The sequence below is a fragment of the Sphingobacterium paludis genome (genome assembly GCF_004364125.1).
Taxonomy (GTDB): Bacteria; Bacteroidota; Bacteroidia; order Sphingobacteriales; family Sphingobacteriaceae; genus Sphingobacterium; species Sphingobacterium paludis.
This window is the reverse complement of the sequence record NZ_SNZV01000003.1, coordinates 41,963-61,345: the sequence shown is the minus strand read 5'-3', so window position 1 is coordinate 61,345 and position 19,383 is coordinate 41,963. Positions and strand designations below refer to the sequence as shown.

Here is a 19,383-nt window from a genome sequence, read left to right as displayed (position 1 = left end):
TGTATAAATGAAAAGAATACCATTACTATTTTTACTATCCGTTGTGTCTTTTAGTTTATTTGCACAACACCGAAAATTTGGCTATGTTGAGTTAGGCGGCACAAGTGTTTTTACTTCCCTAAATTTCGACATGCGAGTTAATAAAGAGAACCCGGATGGCTTGGGCTTTCGTGTAGGTTTTGGGAGTAGTTTCGGCGCGTTCGATATGGATAAAATATACACGGCTCCGGTAGGAATAAACTACGTGTTTGGAAAAGGGAAAAGCGGTCTTATCGTTGGGGCAAATAGTGTTTTCGCCATCAACGGCGAGCCCAAAGAGAAAAAATCAGGCGATTTCAAATCGGTTATTTTTTCGGCTGACATAGGGTACAGGTATACGCCTACAACGAATGGCTTTGGTTTTCAGGCGACCTACACGCCGCTATTTAATACGGTCGACGGTGCGATGCCCTTCTGGATCGGTGTAGGAATAGGGTACTCCTGGAAATAAAAAGAGGGCTATCTATCTAAAAAGCAGATAGCCCTCTTTTTCAACGTGAAGTTATTCTTGGACAGTATGCAATACGTCTTAGCGCCAGGCCTTATATTGATTGATTAACCCATTGGTCGACGCATCATGTGAACTTACTTCATTTTCATCAGCAAGTTCTGGAAGGATATTGTTGGCAAGCTGCTTGCCCAATTCCACGCCCCACTGATCAAAACTGTACACGTTCCAGATAACACCTTGTACAAAGATTTTATGTTCATAAAGCGCGATCAACGTACCCAAGCTGTAAGGGGTTACCTTTTTAAGTAGGAAGGAGTTTGTGGGTCTATTTCCTTCAAAAACCTTAAAGTTCTTTAACGCCTCGATTTCGTCTTCTGATTTACCAGCTTTTTTCAGTTCGGCGACCACTTCTTCCTCATTTTTTCCATTCATCAAGGCCTCTGTTTGCGCGAAGAAGTTGGAAAGCAGGAGCTGATGATGTTTTCCTAAGGGATTAAGCGAAACGGCAGGCGCGATAAAATCGCAAGGGATAAGCTTTGTACCCTGATGAATCAATTGGTAAAAAGCATGCTGCCCATTGGTTCCTGGCTCACCCCAAATGATTGGTCCGGTTTGATAATCGACGCGATTTCCGTTTCTATCGATGTATTTTCCGTTACTTTCCATGTCGCCTTGTTGGAAATAGGCCGCAAAGCGGTGCAGGTATTGGTCGTAGGGTAGGATAGCGTGGCTCTCGGCATCAAAGAAGTTATTGTACCAGATGCCTAGTAAAGCTAATATAACTGGGATATTTCGCTCGAACTCCGTCGTTTTGAAATGCTGGTCGGCGCTGTAGGCTCCTTTCAGCAATTGTTCGAAGTTATCAAACCCAATGCCGAGGGAAATGGAGAGTCCTATCGCCGACCACAAAGAATAACGGCCGCCTACCCAGTCCCAAAACTCAAACATATTTGCTGTATCAATACCAAACTCGGAAACACCTTTCTCATTCGTACTTAACGCGGCAAAATGCTTTGCGACGTCAGCCTCAATGGCGCCAGCTGCTAAGAACCATTTCTTTGCCGACTGCGCATTGGCCATGGTTTCTTGCGTGGTAAATGTCTTTGAAGCGATTAAAAACAAGGTTGTTTCTGGGTTTAAACCCTTCAATGTTTCGGCGATATGTGTACCATCCACATTGGAGACAAAGTGTAGGTTCAACCGCGTTTTATACGATTTTAGGGCTTCCGTTACCATGACTGGCCCCAGATCAGAGCCGCCGATACCGATGTTCACGACGTCTGTAATCTCTTTGTTCGTAAAGCCTTTCCAACTGCCGGATAAAATTCGGTCGGTAAAGTCCTTCATATGAGCCAAAACAGCATTGATTTTAGGCATAACATCTTCGCCATCCACGATCAGCGCTTCCCCAGATTGGTTTCTTAGCGCCGTGTGCAATACCTGTCGGCCTTCGGTTTGGTTTATTTTTTCGCCGTTGAACATCGCATCTATAGCTTTATCCAATTGGCATTCCTTCGCGAGCTGGATAAGCAGCGCGAACGTTTCGTCGGTGATTCTATTCTTGGAAAAATCAAGTAAAATATCCTCCAGTTGCACCGAGAACTTTTGAAACCGTTCGGGATCTTCTTCAAAAAGTTGTTTTAGGGATTTCTCATTGACCGATATATAGTGATCGGCTAGGTATTTGTAAGCTTGTGTTGTTGTAAAGTCTACGTTTGGAAACATGATCATGATGTTGTTTGTACCAAAGATAAGTATTGCAACAGTCAATTCTAAAATTTTATGGGAATAGCAGGTATTTAAAGATAACCTGTGCCCGATTACGTTTTTCCGTTTTTACTTTCTATTTTTGGCTATGACCAAAGAACAGATTCAGGACTTGAGGGATAGAGTAACATCCCTAAGGAGGCATCTTTGACATTGATGCCAAGAAAGAAGAGATAGCTGCGAATACAGAGATTACGTTACAAGCTGATTTTTGGGATGCTCCTAAAGCGGCGGAAAAGGTGTTGCACGAAATAAAGAACCTGAAGGTTTGGACCGAACATTTCGATGCCGTCAGCGCTGCCGTGGAGGATGCCGGGGTGATGTATGAGTTTCTGCAGTCCGGCGATGCTACGGAAAACGATGTAGAGTTGCAGTATCAAGAGGCTTTACATCAAGTTGAAGAGCTGGAATTTAAGAACATGCTCAGTGCCGAAGAAGATCAACTTGATGCCATTCTGCAGATAACGGCTGGTGCCGGCGGTACCGAGTCTTGTGACTGGGCGGCCATGTTGATGCGGATGTATATTATGTGGGGCGAAAAGCATGGCTGTAAAGTTACCGAGCAAGATCATCAGGAAGGTGACGTTACGGGGGTCAAGACGGTTACGCTGCAGTTTTCAGGAAACTTCTCCTATGGCTACTTAAAAGGGGAGAACGGTGTGCACCGGCTAGTGCGCATATCACCGTTTGATTCAAATGCAAAGCGACACACATCATTTGCTTCGGTTTACGTTTATCCATTAGTGGATGATAACATCGAAATCGATGTGAAGGATTCCGAAATAGAATGGGATACCTTCCGCTCGGGCGGTGCAGGTGGACAAAACGTGAACAAAGTGGAAACGGCGGTTCGTTTGCACCATAAACCTACAGGTATCATTATCAAAAACCAGGAGTCCCGTTCGCAGTTGCAAAACAAGGAAAATGCACTCCGGTTGCTAAAATCGCAGCTTTATGAAATAGAGATGCGGAAACGGCAGGAAGCTACAGCGGCAATAGAAGGTTCCAAGAAAAAGATAGAATGGGGTTCGCAAATTCGAAACTATGTATTACATCCCTATAAGCTGATCAAAGATTTAAGAACAGGTACGGAAACGTCTAATACGCAGGCGGTATTAGATGGGGATCTGGATGAGTTTTTGAAATCGTACTTAATGGAATTTGGAGGCTAGAGGCTTATCGAAAGAGACGCGGTGTGCTCGTGCAAACCGCGTCTCTTTTTATTAAAAGGAATTCTTCCACATCATACTTTCGACGGGTCGAATGGTCTTGTTATTATATTTCGCGTTGCCCTTACTGTTGTATGGCGTTTCAATATCACCTTCCACAACGAAGTAAATAAGCTGACCTATGGGCATTCCTGCGTATACGCGCACGGGCTGTGCCGCTGAGATCTCCAATGTCCACGTATTACAAAAACCTACATCGCCCTTGCCGGCTGTCGCGTGGATGTCAATACCTAAACGGCCGGTGCTGGATTTGCCTTCGAGAAAGGGAACGTGGGCATGTGTTTCTGTATACTCCACCGTCACACCCAGGTACAAGGTGCCAGGTTGTAATATATAGCCCTCTTCAGGAATTTCAAAGTGATGGATTTCATTATGCTTTTTCGCATCGAGTACTTCGCTTTTGTACGTTGCCAAATATTTTCCCAGATGGACATCGTAAGAATTTGTTCCTAAGCATTTTCTATCGAACGGCTCGATAACAATCATCCCGTTATCGATTTCTTCTAAAATTCTTTTATCTGATAATATCATGTGTCATACGTCAAGACCCCTGCTTTCAGGTTCTGAAAGGGGACTTCAAAAATACACTATTGCTTCAATTTCAGCAACTTTAACTTTTAATTTTGTAGCACGCCATTCATTGTTACCAATCTTCAATTTTTAAACATATATTGGGCGTTAAATTTCTAATTTACTTTATGATATGGGGCTAGTATATCTCCGGGAGCTAAATAGTGATACCAAGTTTGCGATTTGGAAAATTGAGGAAACCGTAGAGGAGCTGTTGGGCCGCTTACAACTTGACGAAAGGGAGAAAGCGAAACTCGAGAGTTTATCGAAAGGCAAGCGTACTTTACATTGGTTAACGACGCGTGTTTTGTTGCGTTATTTGCTGAAAACGGAGGGTTACATCGCGTGTCCATCTGACGAAAACGGAAAGCCTTTCCTGCCGGATTATCCCTTTGAGATTTCCCTAACGCACTCCTACGAGTATGCCGGGGTATTGATGAGTGGCAACGGTAAGTGCGGGATAGATTTAGAAATTATAAAAGATAAGGTGCTGCGTATTAAGGAAAAATTTCTGAAGCCCAACGAACTGGCATTTATACAAGAGCATAATGTAGAGCAATTGTATGCCTGTTGGTGTGCAAAAGAAGCGGTGTATAAATTGCAAGGGAATAAAGGAGTATCGTTTTTGGACGATATGACGATATTACCCTTTCAATACCGGCCGCAGGGCGTGATGACACTGTTGTTGCGGAAAGAGTCGAAATCTTTTGCCTTTCAGGTATACTACGAAAAATTTCAGGACTATATGCTGGGCTATGTCGTTGATGATATTAGTTCTTAAATAATTCTTGACGAAGGCTTTTGTATCGTTCAAGTGCATCCTCTGCTTGGTTTAGGTCAAGCTGCTGCATATAAATTTGGCCTAGCTTATCGGCTATAGCCAGCTGCAAAAGTTTATTATCCTCTGTTTCGGCAAGGGCATTGGCTTGAATAAATTCTTTTTGCGCTACTCGATAGTTCTGTTGGATGAATTTAGAAAAGGCTAACATGTATTCAATCTCCGCCAGTTCACTCATGTAATTTTTACTTTTAGCGAGGTCTCTTGCCTGGATCAGAAACCATTGCGCCTCTGTATGCTTATTTTGCATTTGATAGATTTTTGCCAAGCTTTCCCAAGCGATAATCTTTCTGTCGTACGCTTTGGCACGATTGAGGAGAGGAATCGCTTTTCGAATGATATTGTTTTCCGCGGAACGATAGTCCTTGTCATGTGCTTGTATCAATGCAATTTTGACCAATGAATTCGCCTGCTCCACAATGCTATGCTGTTTCATGGCACTGTTATAAAACGCTTCCTGAAAATATCCGGCCTGCTGTATGTTTTTATCAAATAGATACAGATTGCCCAAGTTGTATTGTATAATACCCACGTCAACCGCATTAGTGGTCTTTTGAGCGTGTTGAAGTGCAGTTTGCAACAAGCCAAGTGTTTGTGAAACCGATCCATCGCGGAGTGACGCGGCGGCGTACGCATGTATGATCCCATAAGCCGTATTGTAGTTACCGCGCTTGAGCTCTTTTTCGATCAGGGAATTCCAAGCTAAGGCAGAAGCAGGTTGCGGACTTAATAAATATTGTATGTTAGACAAATTGCCTGTCGGCTTAAAATCTTCCAAAAGGCGCTGAAAGTCCAGCGCACGGTCAATGCTGTCTTGGAAATCGACTTTGGCCGCGTAAGAGTCTGTCAGAAGCTCTTGCCGCGTGCGCGGTGCAGGTAAGACATACACGGCGGGACCAATTCCATGAAATGTTGTGTCATATTTCGTGATATAGCCTGCGGGGTCTAGCGGCTCGTTTTTTTTCTGAGCCACGGCAGGTATTGCTGCCGCTAGGCACTGCGTGATCGAGGATATATAGATAACGTATTTCACGAATGATTGCATAGTTTAATCGTTTGCTGTTTTATCAAATGTATAAAAAGTTTCTTATTGACGCTGTGGATGCATAGGGTCATTAAACAACAATTATCGCCAGTGCTACGCTAAATGAACATACTGCATACAACTGTAGCGGTGATTTAACTTACTTTAACATCTGCATGAAAGATGCTTAAAAGTGCCTTCAAGTTGTTGTAATTGAATATTTACATAAATTTTGGCTGGATATTTGGTTATCTGAACGTAATATAACTTGAAATCGGTATCTTGATGAAATTATTTTAAAAGTCAGCCGTTATTTTATAGTTCGTTTTCAGTATTTTTAGCGCAAGCAAAAACCGGATATGGTGCTTGTATACTGAAAATATTGCAGTACATGTGTTTAAATAAAATCTCTTATATGTTTAAGAATATAGTATTTGGTCTGGCTTTGATTTCGGTCGTAGCCTGTGGATCAAAGCCCCGTGTGAATTTGGAAGAAGGGATGTTGGAATTAAAGCCTTCTGCCCAGCATCAGGTGATTGCTTCGGAGGTCGCTAATCTTCTGGAAAATTACAGCTACAAGAAGGTGCCGATGACAGACTCGCTGTCACGTATTGTTTTTGCCAATCTGTTAAAGTCTATGGATCAAGGTCGCAACTACCTGCTGCAGTCTGATATAGACGATTTCAAGAAATTTGAAAATACCATCAGCCAGGACTTTAGAAAGGGAGATCTATCTGCTCCGTTCTATATCTTTAATGTTTATTCTAAGCGCTATTTGGAAGCGATGGAATACGCACTCACGCAAATTGATGCCAAGCATGATTTCAACGTGAACGAGAATTATGTAGCCTATAGGGAGAAACTTCCCTATTTCAAGAATGATGCAGAATTGAAAGATCAATGGCGTAAACGGGTGAAATATGATTTGTTAAACTTGCGGTTGACAAGTACGGAAAAAGATTCCGTTGATGTGGAAAAACACAAAGAAACGTTGCGCAAGCGTTACCAAAATATTATCTCGCAGGCGAAGAAGACAAATTCTAATGATGCATTTCAATTGGTGATGACCTCATTGACCGATGCTGTTGATCCGCATACCACATATTACAATCCATCTTTTGCGCAGGCATTTAACGAAGGGATGTCCAATACGTTCGAAGGAATCGGTGCCCGCCTGCAAATGGAAAATGAAATGGTCACGATCAAAGAAGTCATTGCCGGCGGTCCGGCTTTTAAAGACAAAAGTCTAAATGTGGATGACCGTATTATTGGTGTCGCACAAGGGGATGGGGAGTTTGATGATATCATTGGCTGGCGGCTGGACGCTGCGGTAGCCAAAATAAAGGGCCCGAAAGGCACAACCGTGCGTCTTAAAATCATTCCTGCCGGACAAGAGTTAACGGCGCAGCCCAAAATAGTGGCATTAAAGCGTGAAAAGATCGTTATCGCCGAGGAGTCCGCGCAGAAGGAGATCAAACAGATCAAAGGTGAAGATGGTAAAACCTATAAAGTTGGGCTTATCAAATTGCCGAAGTTTTATATCGACTTCGACGCTTACCGCAAGCGCGATCCTAACTATAAGAGCACCACGCGTGATGTACGTTTAATCTTGGATACGCTGCGCCAAGAGAAGGTTGATGCGGTCGTGTTGGATTTGCGCAACAATGGTGGCGGATCGTTGCAGGAAGCCATAGAGTTGACCGGATTATTTATTGATAAAGGACCGGTTGTTCAAGTACGCGATGTGCGTGATCGCGTTGAGGTCGATAGCGACGAACAAGCTGGTGTATCATGGGACGGACCATTCGGCGTACTTATTAACCGTTTTTCCGCTTCAGCATCTGAAATTTTTGCTGGTGCAATTCAAGATTACGGAAGAGGGGTGGTATTAGGCTCGCAATCATACGGAAAGGGAACCGTACAATCGGCCATTGAAATGTCCAGGTTTATCAGCGCAACCAACAAACTCCTGTTAAAGGCGAAAGGCGAAGACAAAGATCCTGATACCCCGAATGGCGCGCCAGAATTTGGGCAGATCAACATCACGATGGGTAAATTCTATCGTGTGACGGGTAGCAGTACACAGCATAGGGGCGTAACGCCGGATGTAGTATTCCCGACGCAGTATACCGCTGAGAAGTTTGGTGAGAGTTCGGAGCCATCCGCCCTTCCGTGGGATCAAATAAAGCCTTCGTCGTTTAAACGTGTAGCTGATTTGGCCAGTGTCAATCAAAAGCTGAACAGCATCCATCAAGCGCGAATGAAAAAATCACCTGAATACCAATATCTTTTGGAAGATATCGATGAATTTAAAAAGCTTGATTCGCTCCAAGAGATCAGTTTAAATCAAGTGGAGTTACAAAAGGAACGCGATAAAGCCAAGGCAAAAAACCGCGCACGTATCAATAAGGGATTGGAATTGCGTGGCCTTCCACTCTGGAAAGAAGGCGAAGCACAGCCCAAAACCGATTTCGATTTCGTATTGGATGAAAGCTTAAATGTGATGGCCGATATGATAAATTTGGTCAAGAAATAATCATTATCCAACGCAATGTTGGTTTTACCGAAGGGAGCTGCTCAACGCGAGTAGCTCCCTTTTTTCATTAGCAGGACGACTGTTCGCTTAAGCATATCGCCAACCAATTACAGGTATAAGGTTGTGATTACAAGGAACGGGGTAACGGCTCCAACTACTCCAGATTAACGTAAACGTTTGTTTTTTGAGGGACGGTGGTGGTGTACGCATGCATGTTATGCGCTTGCGCGTTCTCGTTGTTCAGCCAGATATCTGCGGAGCGTAAGCGCGCGTAGAGGAGCCAAGCGCTCATGAGGGTATTCGTGGCAGCTGTTGAAGAGGAGTGTAAAAAAGCCCGATGAGCTTAACGATTTTACGCTAAGCTCATCGGGCCGCTTTCCCGTAAACATTGGGAGTATGTAACTGCTGATTTATTTTCCGGCTTTGTGTCCTTTAACAGCGAAAAACAAAATGTATAAGTATGCTGGTATCATGGCGTACAGAAAAGCATGTTGGAAATCAACTTGCAAAGAATCTTTTAAATATCCATACACTAGCGGCCATATCGCTCCTCCGGCGATTCCCATAATCATAATGGCAGACCCTGTTTTTGTAAATCGTCCTAGACCTTTAATTCCTAGAGGAAATATAGCAGGCCACATCAAAGAGTTCGCAATCCCAAGTAGTGCCACAAAAATAAAAGATATAGTACCTGTAGTAAAGACAGAAATCGTTGTGAATAGTATACCTACAAGGGTACAGATACGAAGGGCAAATTGCTGCGAAACAAATTTTGGAATTGCGATGATACCAATGATGTATCCTACTAGCATACACAGTAATGTGAAGGCCGTAGCATAGGTCACGAAGAAGCTACTCACATTCAACTCTCTACCATACACCCCAATGATATCTCCGGCCATTACTTCGACGGCTACACAAAAGAAAATAGCTAGCGACCCTAGGAAAAGGTGAGGAAACTGAAATACGCTGGTTTTACGCAGCACAACTTGTGAAGGATCCACCTCTTCTTCCGCATCGACGTCTACCTCTGGTAGCTTCGTGAACTTTAAGAAAATCGCAAAGACGACAAATATAACGGCGAGGGAAATGTATGGCGTGTGCACGCGAGCAATAAGTACGTCTAAAATAGCATTCTGCTCTGCCACATTCGTAGCAGCCTCAAGCTGCGCGGTTACCTTGCCGGCATCTTTCAGAAACAATGTACCAAAAAGGATAGGAACAATAATACCGGCAGTTTTGTTAAAAAATCCGGCAATGGAAATCCGTTGTGCGGCACTATCGATAGGTCCGATAATGCTTAAATAGGGGTTAACTGCCGTTTGCAACAAAGCCATTCCGGATCCCTGAATAAAGATGCCCGTCAAGAAAAGTCCGTAGCTTCTGTTATCCGCAGCAGGAATAAAGATCAACGAGCCTAATCCAAGGATGATCAAGCTGGCCACCAACCCATTCTGAAAGCCAATTTTTTTGAGAATCCAAGAGCTTGGTATTGCCAAGAAAAAATAGGCGATGTAAGAGGCAAATGTCACAAAAAATGCTTGCAAATCCGTTTCAAGGTTACAGGCAATTTTCAGAAATGGAATCAGTGTGCCATTAGCCCATGTAATAAAGCCAAGAATAAAAAAAAGTGCACAGCATATAGCCATGGGGCGGAACTCAGTTTTTCCGGAGGTTGTTGAACTCATTCTTTTAATTTGTTAGTCTTTGTGTGTCGTGATACGGTAAGCGCTTACGCACTTCTTTGTTTATACAAGACTAATAAAATATATTGACATTTAGAATAGGAAGTCGTGATCAAACGGTTGCTCTATGTAAAAAGTTAGAGAGACTACGTTGGGCGGAGTCTCTCTAAAACCTAAACCGTATCATAAAACCAATTAATGGTATTTGTATATAGTACAACGATGCTGCGCATATTGTTTTAAAAAAATATTATTTTTTTTCAATGACCGCCACCGTCAGTCGCGATACACAGATCAGCACGTCTTTTTCGTTTTTTATTTTAATATCCCATACGTGGCTTTTTGCTCCTAAGTGTAAGGGTGTGCAATAAGCAAATAAAGTCCCTTCATGGACGGATTTAAGGTGATTTGCATTGACCTCCATCCCCACGCCCGCATATTTTTCGTCATCAACCACGAGGTTGGACGCCACGCTCCCTACGGATTCAGCTAAGACCACGGAGGCGCCACCGTGCAAAATGCCAAAAGGCTGCTTGACTTTGTCGGTTATAGGCATACTAGCGATCAGCATATTATCGTGGATCGCTGTTGCTTTTATCTCAAGATAACCTGTCATGTATGTTTTGAAAATAAGATTAATCTCCGCAATGGAGTGATCTTTAAACCAAATTTTCTGCATGCTCTTTGCTTTCATTGTTTAAATAACGCTCCTGAAGGATGATGCGGTGATGTGTCAGATGCCCTGCAATAACATAGAGGAAGGCTTTAACAGTCACTAAACGACCGGATGCCATGCCTTTGCGGGACAACTCGGTTTCATTGAATGTATCAAATAGGAGGAGGTTCGATTTGCGTAAGAAGGTAAACTCTTCTTTTATGCTTTCAAAGGAACGTTCATTGTGTCGCGCGTTTTGCACGAACTCATCTTGCTCGAATGGTGCGAGTTCGGTCATGTCGTTCCTAGCGAATCGCAAAGCACGATAAGCCATCACACGCTCGGTATCAAGGATGTGGCACAGCACCTCTTTAACGCTCCATTTTCCTTCTGCGTAGGTAAAATCGCCTTTGTCTTCAGGTATGCCCTGTATAAATTCCGGGAAAGTTGTCAGCTGATGTTGGAGTTCCTCTAGTACAGAGCCGACTACATTTTCTATGTAATCTGTGTATATTGCTGGATATTCATCAGACTTGAGTGGGTTCATATCGAAGATTGCTTTTAAGTATAATTCTAAATGTTGTTCCTTTACCTAGTTCTGATTCCTTCACAAATATTTGGCCTTGATGATAATCTACCATACGCTTTGTTAAGCTAAGACCTAATCCCCATCCGCGTTTTCGTGTTGTAAATCCGGGTTGAAAGACGGTATCAAAATTTGATTTTGGAATGCCTCTTCCCGTATCGCTAATGTCTATAAAAATTTCCTCTTTTGCAATGTTATCGATAATGTTAACCACTATTTTTCCTTCTGACTCAATCGCATTAACGGCATTTTTTAACAAATTTTCTATAATCCAGTCAAACAGGGGCACGTTTAGTTTCGCTTCCACCGTCTTGTCACCCGTGAGTTGGAACGTAATTTTTTCGCTTGTTCGAACACGGAAGTACTGTACAAAATCTTGAATAACGGGGAAAACCATATGGCTACTTAGCGTTGGCGTGGATCCGATCTTTGAAAATCGGTCCGCAACAATCTCCAGCCTTTTTACATCCCGTTCCATTTCGTTCAATATATTATCCTCCTCGGCGTCAAACTTTGTTCTTACGAGCTCCAGCCAGCCCATAAGCGACGATATGGGCGTGCCCAATTGATGTGCAGCTTCTTTTGCCATACCTACCCACACGAGGTTTTGCTCCGTTTTTTTAATAGAGTTAAAAACCGTGTACGCGATGATGAGGAAGAGCGCGATAAGCGATAGTTGTAGATACGGAAAGATGCGCAGCTGGCGCAGTGCATCGGAATCGCGATAGTAAACCGACCACACTTCTCCCGTATCCAGCTGAAGGTCGATAGGGCTATGGTTTCGCTTCATCCTCGCCAATTGCTTTTCAAAATAGATGGGGTCATAGACAAGGTTCTGATCTGCAGTATCCACCAGCTCTTTAATGTTCGTTTTTGTAGAATCGAGCCCTCGCCAAAATATAATGTTTCCTTTTTCGTTCGTAATGATTGCCGGGATAGATAGGCTGTCTCGAACGGCATACACGAAGCTTATAAACTGGTCGTCGACATCCGGCATCGTCACGATGCTGCGCGTACTCATTGCCCATACTTCAGCTTTCGTCCTTTCTGACTGCGAAAGGCTTTTGACGAGGTAGTTGGTGTAAAACAACGACGCGCCCGCGATGAGTGCGGCAAATGTAAAGAGAAACACCTTCCACCTTTGTCTGGCCTCGTATTGATAAAGACGGTCCTTATTGATGATCATGGAATGCAAAATAGACATTTTTTGGGATTCCGAAAAGAAGGGGATGCATTAAGTGCGATGTTCTCTTTCACGGAGAAATGTGTAGTTTTGTGGTTATGAGTTTGCAAAGAAAAGTTAGAGTCCGTTTTGCGCCTAGTCCAACGGGCGGTTTACATCTTGGGGGCGTGCGCACCGCCTTGTTCAATTACCTTTTTGCGCGCCAGCACCGTGGCGATTTTGTGTTGAGAATTGAAGATACCGACCAGACACGTTTCGTGCCCGGCGCAGAAGAATATATCTCCGAATGTTTAAGTTGGTGCGGTATGACGCCGGATGAGAGCCCCGAAAAACCAGGACAATACGGCCCCTACCGACAAAGCGAGCGGAAGCCTTCCTATCGCAAATATGCAGAGCAGCTGGTACAAGCAGGCTACGCTTATTATGCGTTTGATACAGCGGAGGAATTGGATGAGCAGCGAAAAACACAACCTAATTTTCGCTATTCGCATGAAAATAGAATGCGTTTGCGGAACTCGTTAAGCTTATCCGCAGAGGAAACGGCAACGCTTTTAAGCGCGCAGACACCGCACACAATCCGTATTAAAATACCGATCGACGAAACCGTATACTTCGACGATTTGATCCGAGGTCGTGTTTCTTTTGAGACTAATTTGGTGGATGATAAGGTGTTGTTAAAGGCGGATGGTATGCCAACCTATCATTTGGCCGTTGTTGTTGATGATAAAGCGATGGATATCTCGCACATCTTCCGGGGTGAAGAATGGTTGCCGTCGGCACCTGTGCATATCCTTTTGTGGGATTATTTGGGTTGGAAGACCGAGATGCCACAATGGGCACATTTACCATTGATTTTAAAGCCCGACGGAAATGGCAAGCTAAGCAAGCGCGACGGTGATCGCTTAGGATTTCCTGTATACGCTATGAATTGGGCCGATACAAAGTCGGGTGATGTAGTAAAAGGTTTCAGAGAGATGGGGTTTCTACCGCAAGCTTTTGTGAACATGTTGGCGCTATTAGGGTGGAATGATGGCACCGAACAGGAAATCTTTAACATGGAAGAGCTTATCGAAAAATTTTCCATCGAAAGGATCAGCAAAGCAGGAGCAAAATTTGATTTCGAAAAAGCAAAATGGTTCAATCATGAGTGGATTAAGCAAGCAACAAACGACCAACTTTTGCCACAGATCAAAGACATTGTTGCTGCCCATAGCGATAAAAAGGTATCCGATGATTATTTACAAGCCGTTCTTTCCCTAGTCAAAGAACGACTAACTTTTGTTGAAGATTTTTGGGCACAAGCTTCGTTCTTTATAGACAGGCCCGTAACCTATGATTTTGATGCTGTAAAACCTAAGTGGAATGCGGAGAAAGCAAGCTTTTTTGAATCGTTTGTGCAGGAATTCACAGCGATTGATAACTGGGAGGCGCCGGAAATTGAAAAGTTTTTCAAAGAAAAGGTTTCCGTTTCGGGTATTAAACTTGGCGAATTGATGATGCCTTTTCGAATTATGTTGGTTGGCGGAAAGTTCGGCCCCGACGTGTTTGCCATTGTTCAGCTGCTGGGTAAACAAGAAGTTGCATCACGTGTGTCGTTGGCGTTGCCTCACCTGGGGTAAAGCAAACGGCGTTGTCCAACAAAAAACCGCGGTGCTTTTTCCAAGGCACCGCGGTTTTTTGCTTATGTAGAGGATAAGGGCAGGCTAAAGCATATCATGCGAAAACGTTTTATTGTTTTCTAGCATATAGGCCATCGTACGTATTACGCGATCATGTTTCCTGACAAACGGATTTTCCTCGTTCCACACATAACCAGCAAGAACAGCGCATATTTTTCGTTTAACATCTTGGTTTTCAGGCCGATGAAAAAATAGTGTTTGCAAATTTCCGGTATACCATTCCCGCACATAGGTCGTAAACACATCGATACCACGCTGCATATAGTCCGCGAACTCTACTTGCCAATCTACGCGTTCTCCCTTTAGTTGTCTAAACGCTAGCTTTGCTGCCAGGATTCCCGATTCCGTAGCAAAACATACACCTGAAGAAAATACAGGATCCAGAAACTCCGAGCTATTGCCCGTCAGGGCAAACCCATCTCCAAACATTTTGTTCACTGCCGCCGAATAGTTCTTCAAGTGAATAGGTTCAAACTCAAATGTCGTGTCGGCGAAGCGCTTGACATAAAAATCAGATAGAAGAATCGCTTTTTTCAAGGCCTCAGCGGTGCTGGAATCCCCTTTCAATTTCTCTATAAAGTCGGTGTGGGCGACAATACCCAAGCTGGTGTTTCCGTTTGAGAAGGGAATCACCCAAAGCCACACCTCTGTTTCTAAGACATCGAACGATATTTGTGTGCCCTCGATGCCGGCAGGCCGGTTAATATCCTTAACATGTGCGAAAATAGCGGAATGCGGATTAAGTTGTGATGGCTTATCCAGATGCAATAAGCGCGGCAGCACACGACCGTAACCACTCGAGTCAATCACAAATTGAGCGCGAATCTGGGAAACATTGCCAGATTGATCCTGGATAGTCGTAACCGATTCCCCGCCGTGAAATGCGATTGCCGTCACGGTGGTTTCGAAAGCAATGTCCACACCTTTGCGCTGTAATTCTTGCGTCATCGCTAAATCAAAATCAGCTCTCGGAATCTGCCAAGTATAATCCCAGCCTTCACCAAATTTATTGCTGAAATCAAAGATGCTGATCACTTCACCGCGAATAAAACGTGCCCCCGGTTTTTTCTGGAAATTTTGCTTTTGCAAGGCATCCATCAAACCAGCTTCTGCAAAATGGTCCATCACACGCGGTATAAGGCTTTCACCCACAACAAGCCGGGGGAATTTCGATTTTTCAATAACCTTCACACGAACATCCTTTTGCTGGAGATAACCTGCAGCAACGCATCCGGACGGACCAGCCCCGATAATTAAAATATCTACTTCCTCGATATGCATATAGGTAACAGATTACTATTAAATTATATTACTTTTGCAGGTGTCTAAATATCCCACAAATGTAAGAGTTATATTTGTGCTTTTTTTGGGCGTTAATCTAAAAAGTAGAAAAGAACCAGCAATCAGATGATTTCAGTTGATAAAAAACTTACCTTATCTCAAGTTTATGAGGTGCTATTTAATGATGAACCGCTACGTGTACAAAACGAGGTGATCGACGTTGTTGAAAAGAGCCATTCGTTTCTAAAAGAATTTGCTGCAAATAAAATAATTTATGGTGTAAATACTGGTTTCGGCCCGATGGCGCAGTACCGTATTAAAGATGAAGATACGCATCAATTACAATATAATTTAATACGAAGTCATGCCGCTGGCACAGGTGATTTGCTTTCGCCGCTGCAAGTTAAGGCAGCAATGTTGACTCGCCTCACCAATATCTCGAAAGGGAAAAGTGGGGTGCACAGGAGCGTTATAGATCTTTTGCAGGTGTTTGTCAACCAAGACATTACGCCTGTTATTTTTGCGCACGGTGGCGTAGGAGCGAGCGGCGATTTAGTACAACTTGCGCATTTGGCCTTGGTATTAATAGGCGAGGGCGAGGTGCTGTATAAGGGCGAGCGCAGACTTACTTCAACGGTTTTTGAAGAGCTAGGTTTAAAGCCGATCGAAGTGGTGGTTCGCGAAGGGCTTTCCCTAATCAATGGCACCTCGGTGATGACGGGGATTGGACTGGTCAATTTCTTTTACGCGCGTAAACTCTACGACTGGTCTATTTGGCTAGCGTGTACGATGAATGAAGTGGTCAAAGCACATGATGACCATTACTCGGCCACGTTAAACGGAGTTAAACTTCACCAAGGGCAGCAGGCCGTGGCTTCCGCAATGCGTGAGCATCTAGCGGATAGTAAGCTTATTAAGAAGCGAGAAGAGGATCTATACTCTGGAAATAACCAAGAAGAGATTTTTAAAGACAAAGTACAGGAATACTATTCCCTGCGCTGTGTGCCGCAGATTTTAGGACCCGTGTTGGAGACCATTACACAAGCTGGACAAATTCTGGAAGATGAATTAAACTCCGTCAGCGACAATCCGATCATCGCTGTGGATGATAGAAACGTATACCATGGCGGAAACTTCCACGGCGATTACATTGCATTGGAAATGGATAAGTTAAAACTTGCTGTAACGCGGTTGACCATGTTGTCCGAAAGGCAGCTCAATTATTTAATGAACAGTAAGATAAACGAGATTTTGCCTCCATTTGTGAATATGGGCAAGCTTGGTTTCAATTTTGGAATGCAGGGTGCCCAGTTTACCGCAACGTCGACCACCGCGGAAAACCAAACGCTTTCTACTTCCATGTATATCCACAGTATCCCGAATAACAACGATAATCAAGATATCGTGAGTATGGGAACCAATGCGGCTGTTATCGCCCATAAGGTCATTGTCAATGCGTTTGAAGTACTAGCTATTCAGATGATATCGGTATGCCAGGCGATCGACCTGTTAAATTATCAAAATTTTGTATCTTCAAAAACAAAGCAGGTTTATCAAGATGTTAGAACCATCATTCCAGCATTTTCTGAGGATAAACCGCTCTACCCGGCAATACAGCAGGTAAAAGAATATTTGATGAAATAATTATGAAAAGTGCATTGGTAACAGGGGGGTCACGTGGTATAGGTCGTGCAGTTTGTCACAAATTGGCTATTGAGTTAGGCTATCACGTACTGATAAATTATAAAGGAAATGAGGCGGCGGCGATGGAAACCTTGAACCACATTCAGGCGGCCGGCGGCTCGGGAGAATTGCTACAATTCGATGTGAGCAACGCCAAAGACGTGTTGGATGTGCTTGGGGCGTGGTCGGCCAAAAATGCGGATGCGATAGTGGAAGTGATTGTGAACAATGCCGGTATTGCGAAAGACGGTTTGTTTATGTGGATGACTCCGGAAGATTGGTCCTCCGTTTTACACATTTCCCTACAAGGCTTTTATAACGTCACAAACTTTTTTATTCAAAAACTGTTACGTAACAGGTACGGTCGGATTATCAATATTGTCTCGATATCTGGTGTAAAGGGTACCGCAGGGCAGGTGAATTATTCGGCGGCGAAGGCCGGCGTGATTGGTGCTACCAAAGCATTGGCACAAGAAGTTGCCAAACGTAATATTACCGTGAATGCTGTAGCGCCCGGATTTATACGGACAGATATGACGCAAGATATGGACGAAAAGGAACTTACGAAAATGATTCCGCTAAACCGCTTTGGAGAAGTGGATGAGGTTGCCGACCTCGTTTGTTTTCTGGCGTCCAAAAAATCAAGCTATATCACCGGCGAGGTGATTAATATCAATGGTGGAATTTATTCGTAAGAGAACATATGAATAAGCGCGTGGTGATCACTGGAATGGGGATCTATTCCTGTATCGGAACAAACTTAGACGAAGTCAGGCAGTCCCTTTTTGATGGAAAATCGGGAATTGTTGTGGATCAGGAGCGTTTGGATTTCGGGTTTAAGTCGCCATTAACCGGTATGGTGCCCACGCCCGACCTCAAGAAAGTGCTGAGCCGGAGACAGCGCATTAGCATGGGTGAAGAATCGGAATATGCCTATATGGCGACGGTGGAAGCTCTTCGGAATGCGCATCTCGATGAAGAAAGCGTCCTCAGCCGAGAAGTGGGTATCCTGTACGGCAACGACAGTGTATCAAAAGCTGTTATCGATGCCACGGATATCGCTCGAGAAAAGAAAGATACACAATTGATTGGTTCAGGCGCTATTTTCAAATCCATGAACTCCACCGTGACGATGAATTTGGCGACAATTTTTGGTTTATCGGGTGTTAATATGACGATTAGTGCGGCGTGTGCCAGTGGTTCACACGCGATCGGCTTGGGATTTATGTTTATTCAACAGGGCTTGCAAGATCTGATCATCTGTGGAGGGGCGCAAGAAATCAACCCCTATGCAATGGCAAGTTTCGACGGACTTGGCGTTTTTGCTACCGATATCGAACACCCTACACAAGCCTCGCGCCCATTTGATAAAAAGCGTACAGGCTTGGTCCCTAGTGGCGGTGCGGCAACGGTTATCTTGGAAAGCTACGAATCGGCAATCGCGCGTGGCGCGCCCATCATCGCAGAGGTACTCGGTTATGGTTTTTCCTCCAACGCTGGCCACATATCTACGCCCAATATCGAAGGCCCCGCAAAGGCTATGCGAAGGGCTCTGGAACAAGCTAACGTGAAACCTGAAGACGTTGATTACATTAACGCGCACGCTACGTCTACACCCATTGGCGATGCCAATGAAGCGAAAGCCATATTGGAGGTTTTTGGCAGTAGGCCATTTGTAAGCTCGACAAAGTCAATGACAGGGCATGAGTGCTGGATGGCAGGATCATCCGAGATTGTTTACTCCACGTTGATGATGCAGCACGGCTTTATCGCACCATCCATCAATTTGGAAGAACCCGATGATGATCTACACGATTTAAATTTCGTTTCCCACACAATAAAACAAGAATTTGATATATATTTGTCTAACTCTTTCGGTTTTGGAGGAACCAATTCCGCATTGGTAGTCAAGAAATTTAATAATGAATAATAAGGTGAGCATACATCAAAAGATAAACGAAATATTGATTGAGGAGTTTGAGGTTGACGAGGAGGTTATCAGTCCGGATGCATCTTTGAAAGAATCGCTCGACCTAGATAGCTTGGACTATGTTGATTTGGTTGTTATTATTGAATCGAATTTTGGCGTAAAACTCGTTGAAGCAGATTTCGCAGAGATGGTAACGTTCCAGGATTTTTATGATGTAGTAGCACGCAAGATAGGAGCAAAAAACTAA

General features: G+C 43.9%; 17 protein-coding genes. 9 read left to right on the top strand and 8 right to left on the bottom strand.

Going from position 1 to position 19,383, the window contains the following annotated elements:
* The first annotated feature begins 7 nt into the window (after positions 1-7).
* Positions 8-490, top strand: coding sequence for a hypothetical protein (locus B0I21_RS06265; RefSeq protein WP_133639625.1), 483 nt, complete (start codon positions 8-10; stop codon positions 488-490).
* A gap of 78 nt (positions 491-568) precedes the next feature.
* Here B0I21_RS06265 and pgi read toward each other — a convergent pair whose 3' ends face one another.
* Entirely contained in the window at positions 569-2,215 is a 1,647-nt protein-coding gene (gene pgi / locus B0I21_RS06260) for a glucose-6-phosphate isomerase (RefSeq protein WP_133639624.1), read from the bottom strand.
* 130 nt (positions 2,216-2,345) lie between these two features.
* Between pgi and prfB the strand changes: the two genes are divergently transcribed.
* Positions 2,346-3,429, top strand: a protein-coding gene (gene prfB / locus B0I21_RS06255) for a peptide chain release factor 2 (RefSeq protein ID WP_133639623.1) whose coding sequence is annotated in 2 segments (ribosomal slippage) — positions 2,346-2,405 and positions 2,407-3,429 — 1,083 coding nt in all. Because the reading frame shifts where the segments join, the coding sequence is not laid out codon by codon here.
* A gap of 51 nt (positions 3,430-3,480) precedes the next feature.
* Here the strand turns inward: prfB and dcd are convergent.
* Complete coding sequence (dcd, locus tag B0I21_RS06250) at positions 3,481-4,017, bottom strand: dCTP deaminase (RefSeq protein ID WP_133639622.1); 537 nt, start codon at positions 4,015-4,017, stop codon at positions 3,481-3,483.
* A gap of 172 nt (positions 4,018-4,189) precedes the next feature.
* On the opposite strand from dcd, the gene B0I21_RS06245 reads away from it, so the two are divergent.
* Complete coding sequence (locus tag B0I21_RS06245; protein WP_133639621.1) at positions 4,190-4,837, top strand: 4'-phosphopantetheinyl transferase family protein; 648 nt, start codon at positions 4,190-4,192, stop codon at positions 4,835-4,837.
* Here B0I21_RS06245 and B0I21_RS06240 read toward each other — a convergent pair.
* Positions 4,827-5,939, bottom strand: a complete 1,113-nt coding sequence (locus B0I21_RS06240; RefSeq protein ID WP_133639620.1) for a tetratricopeptide repeat protein — start codon at positions 5,937-5,939, stop codon at positions 4,827-4,829. The genes B0I21_RS06245 and B0I21_RS06240 overlap by 11 nt on opposite strands.
* 394 nt (positions 5,940-6,333) lie before the next feature.
* Between B0I21_RS06240 and B0I21_RS06235 the strand changes: the two genes are divergently transcribed.
* Entirely contained in the window at positions 6,334-8,454 is a 2,121-nt protein-coding gene (locus tag B0I21_RS06235) for a carboxy terminal-processing peptidase (protein WP_133639619.1), read from the top strand.
* A gap of 410 nt (positions 8,455-8,864) precedes the next feature.
* Here the strand turns inward: B0I21_RS06235 and B0I21_RS06230 are convergent, their stop codons facing one another.
* The 4 genes from B0I21_RS06230 to B0I21_RS06215 all read right to left on the bottom strand — a co-directional run bounded on the left by B0I21_RS06230 (position 8,865) and on the right by B0I21_RS06215 (position 12,566).
* Entirely contained in the window at positions 8,865-10,142 is a 1,278-nt protein-coding gene (locus B0I21_RS06230; RefSeq protein ID WP_133639618.1) for a sugar MFS transporter, read from the bottom strand.
* 247 nt (positions 10,143-10,389) lie between these two features.
* On the bottom strand, positions 10,390-10,818 hold the full coding sequence (locus tag B0I21_RS06225) for a hotdog fold thioesterase (protein WP_133639617.1): 429 nt from the start codon (positions 10,816-10,818) through the stop codon (positions 10,390-10,392).
* Positions 10,799-11,341, bottom strand: a complete 543-nt coding sequence (locus B0I21_RS06220; protein ID WP_133639616.1) for a DinB family protein — start codon at positions 11,339-11,341, stop codon at positions 10,799-10,801. Before B0I21_RS06220 ends, B0I21_RS06225 begins: the two co-directional genes overlap by 20 nt.
* Positions 11,322-12,566 carry a sensor histidine kinase gene (locus tag B0I21_RS06215; protein ID WP_133639615.1) on the bottom strand — a complete coding sequence of 415 codons (1,245 nt, stop codon included), beginning with the start codon at positions 12,564-12,566 and terminating at the stop codon, positions 11,322-11,324. The genes B0I21_RS06220 and B0I21_RS06215 overlap by 20 nt, the downstream gene beginning before the upstream one ends.
* 95 nt (positions 12,567-12,661) lie before the next feature.
* Between B0I21_RS06215 and gltX the strand changes: the two genes are divergently transcribed.
* Positions 12,662-14,182: a glutamate--tRNA ligase gene (gene gltX, locus B0I21_RS06210; protein ID WP_133639614.1), complete on the top strand. Its 1,521-nt coding sequence runs from the start codon at positions 12,662-12,664 to the stop codon at positions 14,180-14,182.
* Between the two features lie 84 nt (positions 14,183-14,266).
* Here the strand turns inward: gltX and B0I21_RS06205 are convergent, their stop codons facing one another.
* Positions 14,267-15,523 (bottom strand): NAD(P)/FAD-dependent oxidoreductase, encoded by a 1,257-nt coding sequence (locus B0I21_RS06205; protein WP_133639613.1) that lies wholly within the window; start codon positions 15,521-15,523, stop codon positions 14,267-14,269.
* A 126-nt stretch (positions 15,524-15,649) separates the two neighbouring features.
* On the opposite strand from B0I21_RS06205, the gene B0I21_RS06200 reads away from it, so the two are divergent.
* Genes B0I21_RS06200 through B0I21_RS06185 form a run of 4 tightly spaced genes read left to right on the top strand, consistent with a single transcriptional unit; the run spans position 15,650 to position 19,383 of the window.
* Positions 15,650-17,167 carry an HAL/PAL/TAL family ammonia-lyase gene (locus tag B0I21_RS06200; protein WP_133639612.1) on the top strand — a complete coding sequence of 506 codons (1,518 nt, stop codon included), beginning with the start codon at positions 15,650-15,652 and terminating at the stop codon, positions 17,165-17,167.
* Between the two features lie 2 nt (positions 17,168-17,169).
* A complete protein-coding gene (gene fabG / locus B0I21_RS06195; RefSeq protein ID WP_133639611.1) occupies positions 17,170-17,901 on the top strand; it encodes a 3-oxoacyl-ACP reductase FabG in 732 nt (243 codons plus the stop codon).
* Between the two features lie 8 nt (positions 17,902-17,909).
* Complete coding sequence (locus B0I21_RS06190) at positions 17,910-19,136, top strand: beta-ketoacyl-[acyl-carrier-protein] synthase family protein (RefSeq protein WP_133639610.1); 1,227 nt, start codon at positions 17,910-17,912, stop codon at positions 19,134-19,136.
* Positions 19,129-19,383 carry a phosphopantetheine-binding protein gene (locus B0I21_RS06185; protein WP_133639609.1) on the top strand — a complete coding sequence of 85 codons (255 nt, stop codon included), beginning with the start codon at positions 19,129-19,131 and terminating at the stop codon, positions 19,381-19,383. The genes B0I21_RS06190 and B0I21_RS06185 overlap by 8 nt, the downstream gene beginning before the upstream one ends.

Bases quoted from the DNA above. Each gene is read 5' to 3' on its own strand.
- B0I21_RS06190 (WP_133639610.1), top strand. From the start codon at position 17,910: ATGAATAAGCGCGTGGTGATCACTGGAATGGGGATCTATTCCTGTATC.
- B0I21_RS06215 (WP_133639615.1), bottom strand. From the start codon at position 12,566: ATGATCATCAATAAGGACCGTCTTTATCAATACGAGGCCAGACAAAGG.
- B0I21_RS06225 (WP_133639617.1), bottom strand. From the start codon at position 10,818: ATGCAGAAAATTTGGTTTAAAGATCACTCCATTGCGGAGATTAATCTT.
- B0I21_RS06245 (WP_133639621.1), top strand. From the start codon at position 4,190: ATGGGGCTAGTATATCTCCGGGAGCTAAATAGTGATACCAAGTTTGCG.
- B0I21_RS06230 (WP_133639618.1), bottom strand. From the start codon at position 10,142: ATGAGTTCAACAACCTCCGGAAAAACTGAGTTCCGCCCCATGGCTATA.
- fabG (WP_133639611.1), top strand. From the start codon at position 17,170: ATGAAAAGTGCATTGGTAACAGGGGGGTCACGTGGTATAGGTCGTGCA.
- B0I21_RS06200 (WP_133639612.1), top strand. From the start codon at position 15,650: ATGATTTCAGTTGATAAAAAACTTACCTTATCTCAAGTTTATGAGGTG.
- B0I21_RS06265 (WP_133639625.1), top strand. From the start codon at position 8: ATGAAAAGAATACCATTACTATTTTTACTATCCGTTGTGTCTTTTAGT.
- B0I21_RS06235 (WP_133639619.1), top strand. From the start codon at position 6,334: ATGTTTAAGAATATAGTATTTGGTCTGGCTTTGATTTCGGTCGTAGCC.
- B0I21_RS06220 (WP_133639616.1), bottom strand. From the start codon at position 11,341: ATGAACCCACTCAAGTCTGATGAATATCCAGCAATATACACAGATTAC.
- B0I21_RS06205 (WP_133639613.1), bottom strand. From the start codon at position 15,523: ATGCATATCGAGGAAGTAGATATTTTAATTATCGGGGCTGGTCCGTCC.
- pgi (WP_133639624.1), bottom strand. From the start codon at position 2,215: ATGTTTCCAAACGTAGACTTTACAACAACACAAGCTTACAAATACCTA.
- gltX (WP_133639614.1), top strand. From the start codon at position 12,662: ATGAGTTTGCAAAGAAAAGTTAGAGTCCGTTTTGCGCCTAGTCCAACG.
- B0I21_RS06240 (WP_133639620.1), bottom strand. From the start codon at position 5,939: ATGCAATCATTCGTGAAATACGTTATCTATATATCCTCGATCACGCAG.
- B0I21_RS06185 (WP_133639609.1), top strand. From the start codon at position 19,129: ATGAATAATAAGGTGAGCATACATCAAAAGATAAACGAAATATTGATT.
- dcd (WP_133639622.1), bottom strand. From the start codon at position 4,017: ATGATATTATCAGATAAAAGAATTTTAGAAGAAATCGATAACGGGATG.